This is a genomic window from Pseudomonas sp. NBRC 111132, from assembly GCF_001320565.1.
GTDB classification, from domain to species: Bacteria; Pseudomonadota; Gammaproteobacteria; order Pseudomonadales; family Pseudomonadaceae; genus Aquipseudomonas; species Aquipseudomonas putida_P.
Genome location: NZ_BCBI01000021.1, coordinates 43,904 through 59,011 on the forward strand (window position 1 = coordinate 43,904; position 15,108 = coordinate 59,011).

The 15,108-nt window shown below is 60.6% G+C and carries 18 protein-coding genes; all 18 read right to left on the reverse strand.

The window, feature by feature from the left end; translation table 11 throughout:
- Window positions 1–23 precede the first annotated feature (23 nt).
- Window positions 24–2,747, reverse strand: coding sequence for a host specificity factor TipJ family phage tail protein (locus APH35_RS12330; protein ID WP_060514873.1), 2,724 nt, complete (start codon window positions 2,745–2,747; stop codon window positions 24–26).
- Window positions 2,744–3,139 (reverse strand): hypothetical protein, encoded by a 396-nt coding sequence (locus tag APH35_RS12335; RefSeq protein ID WP_060514874.1) that lies wholly within the window; start codon window positions 3,137–3,139, stop codon window positions 2,744–2,746. Before APH35_RS12335 ends, APH35_RS12330 begins: the two co-directional genes overlap by 4 nt.
- A gap of 11 nt (window positions 3,140–3,150) precedes the next feature.
- On the reverse strand, window positions 3,151–3,648 hold the full coding sequence (locus APH35_RS12340) for a DUF1833 family protein (RefSeq protein WP_060514875.1): 498 nt from the start codon (window positions 3,646–3,648) through the stop codon (window positions 3,151–3,153).
- The gene (locus tag APH35_RS12345; RefSeq protein ID WP_060514876.1) at window positions 3,645–4,799 is read right to left on the reverse strand and encodes a phage head spike fiber domain-containing protein; all 1,155 of its coding nucleotides are present in this window, start codon (window positions 4,797–4,799) and stop codon (window positions 3,645–3,647) included. The genes APH35_RS12340 and APH35_RS12345 overlap by 4 nt, the downstream gene beginning before the upstream one ends.
- Window positions 4,789–5,466: a hypothetical protein gene (locus tag APH35_RS12350; RefSeq protein WP_218187672.1), complete on the reverse strand. Its 678-nt coding sequence runs from the start codon at window positions 5,464–5,466 to the stop codon at window positions 4,789–4,791. The genes APH35_RS12345 and APH35_RS12350 overlap by 11 nt, the downstream gene beginning before the upstream one ends.
- Window positions 5,463–8,336: a phage tail length tape measure family protein gene (locus tag APH35_RS12355; RefSeq protein ID WP_060514877.1), complete on the reverse strand. Its 2,874-nt coding sequence runs from the start codon at window positions 8,334–8,336 to the stop codon at window positions 5,463–5,465. The genes APH35_RS12350 and APH35_RS12355 overlap by 4 nt, the downstream gene beginning before the upstream one ends.
- Before the next feature lie 57 nt (window positions 8,337–8,393).
- A complete protein-coding gene (locus APH35_RS12360; RefSeq protein WP_148043764.1) occupies window positions 8,394–8,693 on the reverse strand; it encodes a hypothetical protein in 300 nt (99 codons plus the stop codon).
- A gap of 52 nt (window positions 8,694–8,745) precedes the next feature.
- On the reverse strand, window positions 8,746–8,997 hold the full coding sequence (locus tag APH35_RS12365; RefSeq protein WP_060514920.1) for a hypothetical protein: 252 nt from the start codon (window positions 8,995–8,997) through the stop codon (window positions 8,746–8,748).
- 107 nt (window positions 8,998–9,104) lie between these two features.
- Window positions 9,105–9,548 (reverse strand): hypothetical protein, encoded by a 444-nt coding sequence (locus tag APH35_RS12370; RefSeq protein WP_060514879.1) that lies wholly within the window; start codon window positions 9,546–9,548, stop codon window positions 9,105–9,107.
- Between the two features lie 57 nt (window positions 9,549–9,605).
- The gene (locus tag APH35_RS12375; protein WP_060514880.1) at window positions 9,606–10,775 is read right to left on the reverse strand and encodes a phage tail tube protein; all 1,170 of its coding nucleotides are present in this window, start codon (window positions 10,773–10,775) and stop codon (window positions 9,606–9,608) included.
- A 94-nt stretch (window positions 10,776–10,869) separates the two neighbouring features.
- The gene (locus APH35_RS12380) at window positions 10,870–11,058 is read right to left on the reverse strand and encodes a hypothetical protein (protein ID WP_060514881.1); all 189 of its coding nucleotides are present in this window, start codon (window positions 11,056–11,058) and stop codon (window positions 10,870–10,872) included.
- 293 nt (window positions 11,059–11,351) lie between these two features.
- Entirely contained in the window at window positions 11,352–11,756 is a 405-nt protein-coding gene (locus APH35_RS12390) for a phage tail terminator-like protein (protein WP_060514883.1), read from the reverse strand.
- Window positions 11,753–12,139 (reverse strand): hypothetical protein, encoded by a 387-nt coding sequence (locus APH35_RS12395; RefSeq protein ID WP_060514884.1) that lies wholly within the window; start codon window positions 12,137–12,139, stop codon window positions 11,753–11,755. The genes APH35_RS12390 and APH35_RS12395 overlap by 4 nt, the downstream gene beginning before the upstream one ends.
- Window positions 12,140–12,142: 3 nt before the next feature.
- On the reverse strand, window positions 12,143–12,526 hold the full coding sequence (locus tag APH35_RS12400) for a hypothetical protein (protein ID WP_060514885.1): 384 nt from the start codon (window positions 12,524–12,526) through the stop codon (window positions 12,143–12,145).
- A gap of 1 nt (window position 12,527) precedes the next feature.
- Window positions 12,528–12,899 carry a hypothetical protein gene (locus tag APH35_RS12405; RefSeq protein WP_028699406.1) on the reverse strand — a complete coding sequence of 124 codons (372 nt, stop codon included), beginning with the start codon at window positions 12,897–12,899 and terminating at the stop codon, window positions 12,528–12,530.
- Entirely contained in the window at window positions 12,899–13,201 is a 303-nt protein-coding gene (locus tag APH35_RS12410) for a hypothetical protein (RefSeq protein WP_028699407.1), read from the reverse strand. The genes APH35_RS12405 and APH35_RS12410 overlap by 1 nt, the downstream gene beginning before the upstream one ends.
- A 42-nt stretch (window positions 13,202–13,243) precedes the next feature.
- A complete protein-coding gene (locus APH35_RS12415) occupies window positions 13,244–14,212 on the reverse strand; it encodes a major capsid protein (protein WP_028699408.1) in 969 nt (322 codons plus the stop codon).
- 9 nt (window positions 14,213–14,221) lie between these two features.
- Window positions 14,222–14,968: a DUF6651 domain-containing protein gene (locus APH35_RS12420; RefSeq protein ID WP_028699409.1), complete on the reverse strand. Its 747-nt coding sequence runs from the start codon at window positions 14,966–14,968 to the stop codon at window positions 14,222–14,224.
- Between the last annotated feature and the right edge of the window lie 140 nt (window positions 14,969–15,108).

The window sequence follows — 15,108 nt, forward strand, 5'->3', positions numbered from 1 at the left end:
CGGGCATACTCAAATTGAGCCGATTAGACCGGCGGGAAGTTGTCGTCATCGAGGTAGACGCGCTCGTCGTAGTTCACCGCCATTACGTTGCAGCTCACGGTGCCGCTGGGATTCACTTCCTTGATGAGCGCCGGATAGCAGAACATCGCCTTCGGCCCAAACTGAAGGACGGGCGGGTCCATGGCACTGTCGAGCACGGGAGTGAAGTCCAGTCCGCTGATGGTCATGCGATAGTCATCAACCCGGGTTGCAACATACGGCCCGGAGGCGCTGCCATCTCTCCGGCGCAGCGCCACCCAGTGCTCGGCGCCAGGCGTCCAGATGAGCCGCTCGGAAGAGACCAGAATTTGCTGGCTTCCCATCGGTGCGAAGCCCTTGAGCATGGCGCTCTGCCCGTACCCCGGGGTGGTGTCGCCGAGCAATGCGTAGTCGAGGTACCCGCTGTTCAGGGCATCCAGTTCGGTCGAGAAGCTGTAGCGCTTGCGTTGATAGACCTGCTGCCGGCGCCGGCGCATGCCGTAGCGCCACGCCCGAGTTTCATTGCTGATGCCCTCGACCTTGATCTTCTCAGTGCGTAAGCCGAGATCCCCTGGCAGTCGGCACTCAATCGTCTCTATCTGCCAGGTGGTAGAACTGAGGTACTCAACATCCACGCCATCAAAGTCATCGGCGGTGACGTGCTCGGCCTCGCGCTTCAGCGGCTTGGTCATGACCTGTGGGTTGAATAGCGGGGAATACTCGTGATCGAAGTCCGGGCCGCGCTTCTCATCCCTGACGGGTCGCAGGAGGCCACGGTCGATGGTCAGTTCCGCAAATCCTGCTTGTAGGGCCTCGATCATGCAGGCCTTCACCGTGCTGGCCGACTCGATCGTCCTGTCGTAGTAGTCGCCGCGGGCAGTCCAGATGGCTTGCAGACGGTCCAGTTCATCCAGGTCGATATCGGAATTTCCATCCTCGATCAAATAGCCGACGCTCTGGGCGATGTAGCCGAACCACGCGGAGATGTCGCGGGTTGGCTCGGGCTCAGTCCAAGCTCCACCTCTTCGGGTTGGCAGCTTGCGCGTGGCGATGCAGGAAACCTGGCTCTCGGACTGCGAAGCGATCCGGTTGCCGCCTTTCACGCGCAGGGCGATGAGGGTGACACCGTCATACTTGATCGGCGCATCGAGGTTGGAGCGCAGGCCATACCATTGCACGGTGTTCGCATCCTGGGTGCTAGTCGACTTGGCGCCGATCCTGCGGATGCGCACCTCTGGCCGGATAGCCGAAGGCAGATTGGTGTAGTTGGTGAAACCGAGCTGGTCGAGCGTAGCGGCCTGATAAATCTTGACCTCAGAAGTCCAGGCGCCGGCAGTGGTGATGTCCCGGTACTGCATTTCCACAGTCACTTCTAGTGAGTTCAGGTCACCCTTACCGCCTACGTGGACCAGGCCTTGCGGGAAGAAGATATCCCAAGCGATGCGTCGAGTGGTCTTGCCAGGAGGACAGGCCGGGAACGGGCCTGACCAATCCCCCTCTTGGGTTGATCCGTCCAGGCGCAGCACAGCAGTGGCCGTGGTCAGCGCATCGAAGCCTGGCCACGTTGTGTCGGCTACCCCAGCAGCATTGATCCGTTCTACCGTGATGGAAGCCGTACTGGCCGCCGTGATGCGATACCGAAGCCCACGGAACCCTATCCCCATCTGCAGGGCTGACCCGGCCTGTAGCCCCGTGGCTGGTCCGCCACCCTGCCAGTCTAGGGTCATCTCATCGGGCGCGCTGCCAACACCAGGGGTAAAGCTGGCTACGGTGTAATTGCCAGCGTTAGCGCCTGTGATCTCGACCGGCATGCCCACGTACGGCGCGATCTGATCAAGGTTTCCGCGAATGATGTCTCGCGCTGCACCGCCATCGATGACGTCGTACGGATACGAGACCTCAATGCGCACAAGCATCCCAGCTGCCCAGCCTTCCGGGAACTGCCCGGCGCCAGTTGGCACCGTGACGGTATAACCGGCAAACCGGAATGACTGAGCTGTCGGAACGGGGTTTACGGCATATGTTGCCTTCAGCTCAATGCCTGCGGTGCCGGTTGAGGTGGCACCGACTTCTGGCGCCGAGTGCCACCACTTGGCTGCGGCCTCGTATGAAAGGTCGTCTCCAGGTTGATAGATGACCATCTGGGCATCGGCGCCCAACGAAATGACAGGCGTATCGCCAATGAGCACGCTGCTCAATGGGATGTCATAGCTACCCCGCCCTACGACCAACAGCATCTCGATCCACTGAGAGCGTGGGTCATCGAAGTAACGGTTCGGCGGGAGGGCGTAATCCGGGTAAGGGCGCTGCCGTCCGGCGATCTCACGGATCACGGCATTCAGCTTCACCTGGTTGCCTTTCACCGTAGCCAGACCAAGATCGTCACCTCGCTTGGTGTTGCCGCCGCTGTTCAACGAGGGCATCTTCGGCATCAGCGCGCCAAGCACTGCTTTGGCGCCGAACACCAGGGCGAGGGTGATCGAGAACGGGTCGGTGCCCTTCGGCTCTCGGTAGATCTCGACACGATCTTCAGGCCCGAACTCGATCTTCGCCCACTGCGTGGGTAGCGCACGCTCACCGTTGACGAAGACGCTCAATGGCAGCGCGGCGGGCTCTACCTGTTCCGGCAAGCCATCGGCATGGAACCAGTCCAGCAGGCTCTGGCGTGCCTCAACCTGATAAGTCTCGGCCGGGAACGGCACGATCTTGTTAGGGAATACTTCGATCATTGTCGGTCCCGGTAGTAGATGACGGTGTTGTGGTCTCGCGCCCACTGCGCCAGCGGCAGACACCGGGCACCGCGCGCTGGATTGATCTCCAGGACCTTGAGCCGGCCGCCGGCCTCAACAACCAGGGCCACGTGCACACAGATGTGGCCGCGCATGACTGCAGCGATTGCCCCAGGCTCTGGTTGGCAAACCTGCATGTGCTCGGCTTCTGCCCGGTAGGCACGGGTGAACTCCTTCGGCTCTGTGTTGCGGACATGCCCCCAGCTGGGCAACAGGCGCTTACCCTGGTGCCGATGGCGTGCGTCCCGCACCAAACCCCAGCAATCGAACATTTCTGGACCGCGAGCGCCGTCCTCATACCTGCAGGACAGGTATGTGTTGATCCATTCCATGAGGGAAACCTTTAGAGGTAGGTGAGGCCTGGGACGAACCTGGTTGTGTAGAGCGCGCGCGGCCAGCCAGTGCCGATAACATCGAAGAAACCGCACTGGAGCGTTGCCTGGTTCTGCTCGAACGAGTCGCTGTCTACGCTCATTCGGTATGGCCTTTCGCACGGCGCTGAGGTGTCGCTGGCCAGGTAGACCCGATAAATCGCAGTGACCCGGGCATTGCCGTCCAAGGCCTGGTCAGCTTTGCGCTGGACCTCGCCTGTTGTGTTGTCCACCGCAAAGGCCAGGGCCTGATTACCCTTGTTGTTCTTCTGCGGTAGCGCGATGCCGATATTGGCCGCTGTAAAGGTGAGCAGGCGCCCATCCTCTGTACCGCATACCCGGTCCTTAAAGCCGTTGCAGATAAGCACCGGCGAATCCCAAGCTGGGCAAGTGATCTCCAACGTGCGGACGAACGCTTCCTTACCGCCAGAGGCAATTGCCTCGCGGTAGGTATCTTCGAGTATCGTCATGAGGTGATCGCTTGAAGTTCTGAGGCGCTGAGCCGGTATGGGTAGTATTTAAGCTGGCGCAAATGCCCGTTGAGCACGTCACCCGAAATACCCCGTGCGCCCAGTGAAAGGCGCGATGGCGTCGGTACTTCACCAGACGTATCAACCAGCGACAGCGCGCCATTTGCGGCGGCCTGGAAATCATTTCTACTGTAGGCTACTGCCTGTTTCATGAGCACCCCAGGCGTGACGGTGGCCATGCTGGCAGAAAATGATGTAGACCCGTCATCTGCAACTATCTGGCTATTCAGCAGCCCTGTGGCGCTCTTCCAGTTTGCTACGCGTGGACCTGAAATGGTGGTAGATCCCAGCGAACCTACAAAAGTCTGCCCACTCGACGCATAGGCTTCCGTGAACAGAGTGCCCTCACCGCCCTTGAGCCATGCCCCGACATCAACGTATGCGACATCGGCGTTGCGAGATACCGCAGCGGTAGTGGTGGCGATGTAGGATGAATGCCACGCTCCCACTTCCAGCTGTGCCCCCCATATAAGGAACGAGCTAGTTGTAGTGGTTCCTAGGTTTATGGCGATCCAGTTACCCCCACCAACTGCAGTCGTGGTTGCCATAACACAACACTTGAACCACCCGTTAGCCAACTTGATAATTTGCGCTACTGTAGTGGCACTTCCTGAGCCGACAACAAACGAACCGTCGCCACTCAGGTCGAAGCTTACAATTATCGCAATACCGAAAGCGTCAGTTGGCAGCCGCAATGAAAGCACAGTGCCGGAGCCAGCTTTGGCGAACAGGCTGAACGCATAGGCGGTGCCTGACAACCAGCTTTGCGAACTTCTGAACAGGTAGGAATCACCCGCAACACCGTTGCCTGCGACAGACCACGCCGTGGGACTCCCATCTGGAGCCGCGCCAGACAAGGTGGTCGTAGAACGACTTTTCACCCATGCGGAGTTGCTGAAGTCCTGGGAAAAGGTAAGGGTGTTTTGTCGCTGGGGCTCCAACAGCAAACCCCTGGGCTGCAAAGTTGCGGCGTCGTAATCAAAGCGCGGCTCATTGACAGCGGCTTGTACAAGCAGCCCGGCTGCATTGAAATACGACGCAACCGTAGACCTCGAAAAATTGATCAGATCCCCGAATGCTTTAGCTTCCATAGGCCCTCACCAGCACCAGGTAGTCGTTTGGCTGCCCAACCTTGTAGACCTGGGCCATGAAGTCGAGGCTGAGCGACGGGCTGTCGGCGCGCACCACGTTGTATACGGCGTGCTGGCCACCTTGCGTTTCGTCTGCCTCAATCGTGATCTGCAGGCCAGGCCTCAGGGTCCTGATAACAGCCATGGCGGCCGCATAGGTCGGGTAGTCGAAGTGCATCAGCGGCCATTCGCGGTTAAGCGCCAGGTCGATGATGTTCATCATGAACCAGTACTGCGGGAACTCCTCCCAGCCAGGGTTCATGAGTGGCGGCTCGCGCAGCTCAAGGACCGCTGAAAATTCCCAGCGGCTGACCTGAACCAGCGACGGCCCAGTGTAGTGGCCCGTAAACCTGCACTCGTATTCCATGAAGCCGATTGGCGTCAGGAGGGTGGCTTTGAACCACTCAACCCCCTGCACCAGCTCGCGGGCGTACCACCCTTGGAAGAACGCCATCTGGTTGCGGTCGCAGTTCCATTTGGCGTTGATCAGGTACGGTACTTCATCGAAATTCAGCCGCTGCCTTGCCCGCCCAGACTGCATCGATGTCCGCAGCATCGGGTCGACAGGGGTGTCCAGCGCGTATCCATCCTGCAGCGGTAGCGGCAGTTCTACTGGGTACTCGATCATGAACCAACCCCTTGAAGTCCGTATTTCGCCCGCAGGGCCTGGTCTGCCTCACCGTCACCCATGACGCTGGCCACCCATACCTTGATGAAGTCCTGGTTCCCTTCCCTGGTCACCTGTGATGTACCGGCACGCGATGGATCCTCAAAAATCTGGACGATTGGCTGAGGCATTGCCGACGCGCCACCACCAGAGCCAGTTCCGCTGCCAGTCGAAACACGCTCTCCGGAATTGATCGCCTCAAGGAGGGCCCTGTTCTTCCGTGTAGCCGCAGCGTTGACAATGAACTCGCCGTTGCTGAGCTTGGCCAGGTTGCTGTCGGATGTGCCTGTGCCTGATCCAGTGAAGTAGCCGCCGGTGGCAAAGCCGGGAACCGCTGCCAGGGTGGTAGCCAGGGCAGTGGTCGAGGTCAGGGCTGCCGCAGCAGGAATGGAGTTGCCACCAAAGCTGGCCAACGATGCGAGCGCAGCAGCTGGCGCCCAGGCTGCAGCCGTGGTACCGGCCAGCGCGATGGATGTGCCGGCCGTAGCCGTGCCGAGGGTAGCGGCCAGTGCCGCGTTTACCCCCATCTGTACGCCCATCCTCACAAACCCGGCCACAACATCGCGAAGGACGTTCTTGCCCAGCTCACCCAAGCTCTGGAACGACAGGTTCAGGTTCATGATGTCGTCCGTCAGGCCCTGCGTAACCGATCCGAACGCCGTCGAGAAGACCGATTGCGTCTGCCCGGCCACGTTCATGGCCTGATTGCCGAAGTTCTGCACCGCGGCAGTCCACCCATTGATCGGGTTCATCATGGCCTGGTCCATCTGAGCCCAACCGTTCTGCAGCGCCTCCAACTGACGTGGCAGGAACTCGTTGGTCAGATCGATCTGGGCCTGCAGGTCCTGGCGCTGCTTCTCCGTCGTGGCGTTGGCCAGTTCGGTGCGCAGCTGAAGGATGCGGTCGTTGGTCTGCTGCTCCAGCTGAACACGCTGCTGTAGGCGCTGCGACTGAAGATCACCCATGCCGACACCAGCGGCAGCTACGCTGTACTCGTTGCGCTGACCGGCAAGCTGCCGCTCAAGCTGCGCACGGTACTGCTCGGCCTGGGTGAGACCTTGGGCGCCCTTGATGGCGGCGGCATAGTTGATGGAGGCCTGGGCCAGCGCCTTGCCATATTCCTCCTGGCTGATCTTGCCTTTGCTCAAGGCGAGATCCAGCTGGCCCTGCTCCTTGGTCAGCGTGCGCGCTGCTTGGGCGGCGGGGTCATATTGGTTGTACAGGCGCGCGAACGTGGTTTCAGCTTCCGACACTCCTTTGTTGGCGCCCTTCGGCGTGTTCTTCTTCGCCTCTCGCTCCTTGATGTCGGCAATCTCTTTCTCGATGTTCTTGCGCGACTGGGCGTATTTCGCTTCCTCGGCGGCGGTGAACACTCCAGCCGCCACCGCCTTGGCCCGCGCCTTATCGAGATCGGTTAACTCCTTGTTGAGCCGCTGAGTCTGGGTCAGTGCGCTCTTGTAGCTCGTGTCCAGGTCCTGCAGACCTTTCCGCCCCTCCTCCTGGATACGGCGCCGCTTTTCTTCCTCCTCCAGAGTGGCAGCGTTGACCTGCTTGATGTCCTGGCGCTTCTTCAGCTCTTCTTGAAGGCTCGCAATACGCGCCCTGGCGTCGTTGTCCTCATATGCGGTGTCGAGCGTGCTTTGGAGGTAAGCGATTTTCTGTTGCAGCTGGGTAATGGCCTTCTCTTCGCTCTCCACGCTCTTGCGGCCGATGCTGGCGAAAGCGTCCAGGACCTCGTTCGTCGCATCCTTGATGTTGAGCCATCCGCGCTCGATCAGGCCCAGGTTCTCCCGGATCTTTGCCGTGCGCTGCCCCATGGCTTCGGCGTAGGTGCGCTCCGCCAGGTCGGCGGCTGCCACGGCGTTGCCTTGATCCGAAAGCGCCTTGATCTGAGCGTAAACCGACGCGGTCAAGAATCGGTATTTCTCATCCAGCTCAACGATGCCGGCGACCGGGTCCTTGCCCAGCTTGATGAACTCGGCGACCGTATCCTCTACCGCCTTTCCGGTGACGCGCTGCATCTCTACAGCGGTCGTCGTGATCAACTTCAGGTTGCCGGTGGTGTTCGTGCCGGCGGCGGTCAACTGCGCCAGTGCGCCGGCCGCCTGCCCAAACGTGCCTGTCACCTGGTCAGCCGAATCTGCCAGGCTGATCAGCTGGGCTTCGGATGCCTTCGAAAAGTTACCGGTCAGGATCAGGCTGTCGCGCAAGGCGTCCGACTGCTCGGAGCCTTTGTAATATGCCAAAGCGAGCGCGCCAGCGGCAGCTGCTGCAAGGGTGAAGGGGTTTACCAGGCCAAGGATGTATCCACCCATTGCCTTGGCAGCAGGGCCGATACCGCCGAACATGTCCTTAAGCTGTCCGCCCTGCTGCAGCAATACCGTCAGTGGGGCCTGGCCAGCCTGAAGACTTACCGCGATGTCAGTGAACTGCGCTGGAAGCATGTTCAGATTGTTGCGCATGGCCTTAGCCGACATGCCGGTCCTGTTCATGCTTTCAGCTGATTCGCCTAGAGCATCCCGCAAAGTGTTGATCCGCTGGGTGTACTCGACGAAAGTGTCGCTCTCGACGATGCCGGCCTTCTTGTATTTGGCAAGCTTCTCCTGCATGTCATCCAGCCGGCCGAGCGCTGCTACCGTTGGATTGATCTGACCCAGCAGCTGCGACAGCTCCTTTCGCTGCTCGTCAAGGCTTGAAGACAATCCTTCGGTGCTCTTAGTGGCGCCATCGCCAGCCCGTTCCACACCCTCAAGGGAATCTTTAAGGTCGTCAGCATTGCGCTTGGCGCCCCGCGAGTCGATCGTTACCGCCAGGCGGGATTCCTGAGCCATGTCATTCTCCGGGCATAAAAAAACCCGCTCAAGGCGGGTTCTTTATTGAGTCGTTGTTCAGTTGTGCGCGTCGTAGCACTCTCTGTAAGCAGCATTCTGGAACTCGGATATAGCGGTTGCCCGCTCCTTGGAGTCCTCGAAAACCCTGACCTGGTAGGCTTTCATCACCATTCCTTCTGAAAACTTGCTGCCGTCACCGACCGACCTGATGGCGTCCTTCAGCAAATCACCGTCTTGGCGCGCCTTCATGGCCTCGGCAGCCAGGTCGGAAATCTTCTCGCACTGATCCGGTGCTTTTGCAAAGGTGGCGCCGCCTGGCAGCAGGCAGAGAGCAGCGATCAGCATCAGTCGATTCATGGCTTCCTCCAAAGAGATAGCGTGAATCTACCACACCACAGGAGTGGCGCACTCACCGCTTATTCGGCCTGCTTTTGCCCGCCGCCTCCTGGGCCTTCTCGTGCTCCTCGTCCCAGTGCTTACGGAACTGGTCATCAAGGGCAAACACGGCTGCGTCGAGCTCTTCGCGGCATATCGCTGATGGATAGCGATCGAGGTATTCGGTGATGGCTGAAGGCGGGATCGGCGCAGGCGCGCCGACCATGCCCACATACTGCCTGGACCGGCTGATGTAGGCGTAAGCCTCAAGTATCTCGGCAGTCACACCGTCAATCTCGGGAGCATCTGGCACTCGAGATCCCAAGCGCTCATGCTTCCAGCGCTTCTTCTCGTTGGCATCACCTGCCCACTCGCGCCCCCATAGGTATGCCGCTACTGCTTTTCCGCTGTGGCTGCGGCCTTCTCCTCGACTCGGCGGGCGATGTCGTTGCCAGTGCGCAAGGCCAGGAAATACACGCTGTTCATCTGCTTGATGAGCTGGATGCACAGCTCAGGGCTGTATGGCGCTGGCTCGCCAGGCTTCTCTTCAACATCGACCCCTTTCCAGTCCTTGATCAGGTGCTTCGCGGCCAACTCGATGAAAAGGTCATCATCGGTCTCGAGCTCTACGTTAGGGATGTCCGACAAACTGAACTCAGCGGTGCCGATGCGGGCCTGCTGATTGATTGCCGCCAGGTGACGGTTGATCAGGGCCTGGTGAGATTTGTAGAGCGGATTGGCGATCGAGCCGACCAGAATCTCTGCGCCTGGGGCGAACTCAACCCAGCGCTCGCCGTTGATGTCCAGCTCAGGCTTCTTTGCGATGGTGAATGCCATGGTATTCCTCTGCGGTAAAAGGCCCGACGCACACCGCAGGGCGCGCCGGGCAAAGGGTTAAGCGGTAACCGTGATAGTTGCAGTGCCGCTCTTGGTCGGATCTGCTGCGCTGGACGCGGTGATGGTGGCTGTGCCGACGGCAACAGCCGTGACCAGTCCGGTCTGGCTGACAGTCGCCTTGGTAGCGTCAGAGCTGGACCAGGTGACCTGCTGACTCGCACCAACAGGAGCGACCAGCACCTCCAGATCTCGAGTCTGGCCGACGGCAACGCTGGCAGTGGTCGGCGACACGGTCACGGTGCTTACAGTGATCGGAGCCGGTGTGCGGGTGATTGTTGGCGGCACGCGGCGACCGGTGTAGCTCAACTCAACCTGGATGATGTCGGTGGCGCCGCCGTCAGGCCAATCACCACTGACCTCCATCTCCGGCAGCTTGAAGGTGTAGCCCCCATCTGCGTTGTTCAGCGTGAACTCAAAACTCAGTGCACTGCTGGTTTGCTGCGCCTTCCAGAATTCATACGCTTTTTTTGACCAACTGATCGTGATCGATCCCGACGGGGTGAAGATGGTAGGGATGATGTTGCCAGGGAACGGGTTGCCATTACCGATGCAGCGCTGGGTCTGCACGCCGTTGTCGAACTGCAGGTTGAAGCTATCGACACAGGCGTTGTCCTCGCCAAGCTGCTCACCATTGATTTTGAGGCCGCTCACGTCCTTGAAGCCGTAGCGGCGCTGCTTTGCCTCTGCCTGCGGATTGACGATAAACGAGGTGTTGTCGGCCTTGTCCTGCCACGACGTGGCGGCAAAGGTGGTGGTGACAGTGATCTCGTTATCACTCGGGATCTCGAAGTTCATCGTGGCGACTTGTGCACCGCGCGCGATCGCCGCCACCCCGATGTCGCTGGCGTAGGAGCCAATCGAGAAGGTGATGCGCTGGTTGCCCATAGTCAGCTGGTTTCCGACCCAGTCCGCACCGAAGCACGAGGCCATGAAGTCGTCCAGCGCGCCGTAACGCAGCTTGGTCTCTACGTCGCCACCGACGTCTACAGTGGTCTGGGTGGTGCCCTGAGCCATGCGGTCAATGCCAATCTCGTTGTTCTCTTCGCTGTTGTAGGTCGGCAGAAGACCGAAGCTGACTCGAGTCAGCACGTTCCAGTTGCCTGCCGGGGTGACTCCTGGGGTGACTTCGCGCTTCCACGCGGTCGATACTTTTGCGCCCGAACTCATCGGTGCCTCCTTAGATCGTAGTGATCCGGGGAGGCGTTGCGATCAGAGGGGCCTTTCGGCGTGTCTGGTCAGCGTGCCCGGTGGTTCAGGTTGTTCAGATGTTCAGCTCGACCTCGACGGAGGTCAGGACTTTTCGGCTAACTTCGCCGAAGCTGGTGAGGTCGACGTACTGCAGATTGACGAACTCGACGCTAAGCCCGGTCTTCTCGTTGAAGGCCTTGACGGCGCCATGGATCTGATCGGACAGGATGCGGCGCTCTTCGCGCACCTGGTCAATGGTCATGCTCTCACTCATGGCTGCGCACCCTGATGATGGTTGGAACCGGTTCTCCAAGCGCCCACACAACCTGCTCCCCATCAAGAAGATCAGGCTCTTCGCCTGTGGCGCTACCGAAAGGACCGCGTTCGTTATCCCGGACGAAGTAGCTGGATCGCTCGACGAGCTTACCGTCAATTCGGACTTGCATCGCCGCCCTCCTTCGCTGAAAGCCAGCGCTCCCAGGCGGCAAGCGCAGCCTTAGCCGCGCGGATCAAGCTGCGGTGCAGCTCCACGGTTGTCTTGGACATGCTTGCCTCTCAGTAGGCGCGATAGGGTATTGAAACGTTGACCTGGTACCAGCCATGGCCGTCATCGCCAATCGTCGCAGCAGATGCCGCGTAGCAGTCGAATGGCCCGGTCGGATCGCTGTAGAACTCAAAGTGCTGCACCAGCGTGTCGGCGGCCCTGGTTATGGCCAGCGTGCCCTTGTAGCTCGGCACGAACAGCTGAATCACAAGTACGCCAGTGCGGCGCACGCTAGGCCCGTTGCCGACCTCTGGCGTGCTGCTCAGGCCAGGGATATCAGCCAGGCGGGCCCAGATGGTCATCCCAGCCGGGTCGAATGGCGCCACGTTGTTCGGGTAGTCCACGTTCGCGGATGGGATGCCGGACCACTGCTGCATGCGGCCAATGACGATGGCGCGGATCTGTTCGAAGGTCATGAGCTATAGGCCTGGGAAACGCTGTGGAATGAAACGGCGTAGATGCCGGCCGGAGCCTGTTTCGAATGACCGCCTTCGAGGGCGGTGGCGTACGGTAGCGAGTTCTGGATGAACACCTGCGTGTACGGCTCAAGCCCGCTCATGGCGGACAGGCCGCGCTGGATAGTCTCGCTGCCGCTCTTGTCCACGTTGGTGGTGGACGTGTAGACCGGGGCGCCGACGCTCACGATGTTGTTGCCCCGGAACCGCCCGGTGTCGACCGGAGACCGCAGCACGATCTCGTTGAGCATGGCCAGGGCGATGACCCGGACGCGCTGCGTGAGCGCCTCCTCGACCACGCCCGCGAACAGGCTCGGCGGTGTGCTCCAGCCTCGTCTGGCCATGGGTCACTTCCTCAGTTGTACGCGGTAGGTGGCCGAGGCCGGATCAGCTCGCACCGACTTGACCAGGTAGACCACCTGCTTGGACCGGTCCATCAGATCGGGAGCGGTGATCTTGTGCCCAACATCCGGGGTATCGGTGACCTCGTTGGCAAGCGCGGTGAGGCGCAGGTCGCCGACCAGGATGTTCACATTGTCGATCCGGCTATCTTCGTAGCGGGACAGCACGCCACGGCCCGTGTACGTTACTGGCTGGGCGGTTGTGGTCTCGCCGACCGGATCCCACACGCCAGGCCCCATGTACTCGCCCGTGAAGGCCAGCACTGCGTCGGCTAGGTCCGTATTGAAGGCTTCCGCAAGGTCGGCCTGCAGTTCATCGCGAAGCCCCATATCAGCCCCTCACGATCTTGGTCTGGCCGCTGCTGTTCAGGTAATGCGCCAGCAGCGCCAGGGCGAACGATTCGCCCGCGCTGATGTTTCGGGAGTACTCGGAATAGGTCTTGCTGCTGGACACCCCGTCAGCATCCACCGACTTGCTGAGTACGCCGGTTTCCTTGCTGCCGTAGATGTTGCCCGCCGCAGCCTCTCGGGCGATCTCGGCGCCTGCCTGAATCACGTCATCCGGAACCGGATCGAACTCAGGCAGGCCGAGATTGGTAAGCCAGGTGTTGGCCATCAGCACCGCCCGGGCCTTCTGGTCGTCGGGCGCCCAGGTCGGCCCAAGCAGGGCGTCTACCTGCTCGACGGTGATGTAGGTGGTCATTACGCGGCCTCATCCAGCAGTTTCTGCAAGTCAGCGGCGCTCGCCTCGGGCGAGAACTCAATGCCCTTTGCGGTCAGGGCAGTCTGCAGCTTTTCCTTGGCCTCAGCTTCGGCTGCGGCCTTTTTCTCGGCTGCGGTCTTGCCATTGCCACCATTGCCGGCCTTCACTTCCTTGACCGGCTCCGGGTGTTTGTAATCCTCAGGCGCGAAGCGCGCATCGAGGATCTTGTAGCCCTTCTGCCGCAGGTAAGTCTTGCGCTCAGCAGAGACCGGGTGTTTCTCGTAAACGATCTTTTCGGACATGTCTGTCTCCAGTTGAATGCGCCCCGAAGGGCGCTATGCCGATTACTGCGCGGCGTCACCGATGGTCATTACGCCAGCCGAGGCCTTGATGCTGTTCGCCACCAGGTCCCAGTTGGAGCCGGTCGCCAGCTCAGCGTCGGTAGGAGACTTGCCACCGTTGGTGGTGTCCCAGGTGTAGCCCTTGAGACCCATGCCGAAGGTGTAATCGGCCTGCATGGTGGTCTCGATGCGCTGGTTGCCGTTGGTGGTCTCGATGTTGGTGATCAGGTCGGAACCATCCATCACCATCGCCGCGCCATCGGCCAGGCTCAGCACCTTCTGCTTGTCCGGGGTGCCGGACTCGAACAGTGCGGCGGCGTCGGTGATGATCACCGCCTTGCCCAGGATGTCGACCACCTGCACGCCGCTGAACTGGAACAGGCGCTCGGCGTTGGCGAGGTTCTGGCCCATCAACTTGTGGTACATGGCACCGGTCATGACCTGGGCAACCAGGCGCTGGGAGGCGTCACCAAACAGCGCGTGGGCGTTGTTGATGGCGACGTAGGTGATGCCGGCGGTGGCCGAGACATCGTTCACAGCGGTCGGCTGGTTGCCGATGGCGGCCACCAGGGCGGCGATCGCAGTGTTCAGCTGGTCGGCCATGATCGATTCGGACAGGTTGCGGCTGATGACCTCCAGCGCTTCCTCCGGGTTCTTCTGCACCCAGGACAGCTGGGAAGGCTCCCAGATGATCGGGCCGAAGCCGCCGGCGATCTTCACCGAGTCGTACTGCTTCTGCGAAAGCGGGGTCGATGCCTGCGAGCTGTTGGCGGCGTAGCGGTCAACGCGGCGTTGAGCGCCGTGCAGGCCAGCCCAGAAGGATTCCTGCAGGAAGTCGCCGTCGATGCCCTGAGTGGTGAGGCGGATAGCCCCGGCCGAGGCAGCGTTGAACTTCTCGACGTCCTGCTGCAGGGTCTCGATGGTGGTTTGCTTGAGGTATTCGTTGAACACCTTCATGTTCGAGAGAGACATATCGTTTCCTTATGCGTCTGCGGTCATGGCCTTGATGGCTTCCAGGCGCGCAGCCTTGTCGCCGCCAAGGTTTCCCTTGGTCTGAGGCTTTTGACCATTGGTCGTGTGGGCACCCGTGCCTTGAGCGCCGGAGCCCTTGAGGATGTGATCGCGGTGCGGGTACTGCGAGACGAGGGTTTCGAGCGCTTCGTTGAAGTCGGCCAGTTCACCCGGGCGGGAGCGGCTGAAGATCTTCTGGCCCTGGGCGTCGTAGGCGACGACCTTGCCTTCCTCGATCTTGAAGTTGCTGCCGAAGGTGGCCTGGACCATGTCAGCAGGAACAGCCATCTTCTCGGCGATGTACTGCGAGCGGGCGAAGCTGCCGCCGATCTTCTCGGCATACAGCTGCTGCTCGAAGCCCTGCGCCTTGGTGTTGGCTTCATCCAGCTGGGTTTGGAAGGCTTTGCTGATTTCGCCCTTCACCTTCTCGATCTCGCCGGCATCCACCAGCTTCTTGGCGTCGAGGTTGGCGACGATCTCCAGGGCTTTCTTGGCGGCCGCAGCATCTTCGATGCCTTCGAACGCCTTCGCAGTATTCTCGAAGCCGTCCGCGCGCTCACGGTGCGACTTCGCCTCGGCATTCAGCCGGGTGATGGTGTTGCGGGTGCCGACCGCATCGAATGCGACGTCCTTGCCGTCGTCATCTGTGTAGACGGGCTTGCCATCTTCGATCACTGCGTACTGCTTGCCATCCACTTCAACGGTCTTAAGTTTCATCTCGTCTCTCTGGGCCATCCGGCCTGTTGTTGAGCCATCCGGCCCATTGCGCCCCGTCCATCCGAACCGCAGGCAGAAAAAAGCCCCGCGCTTAGCGAGGCCTGCATTGCGCGCCACAAAATGCTGGTGTTGCGTTTCGT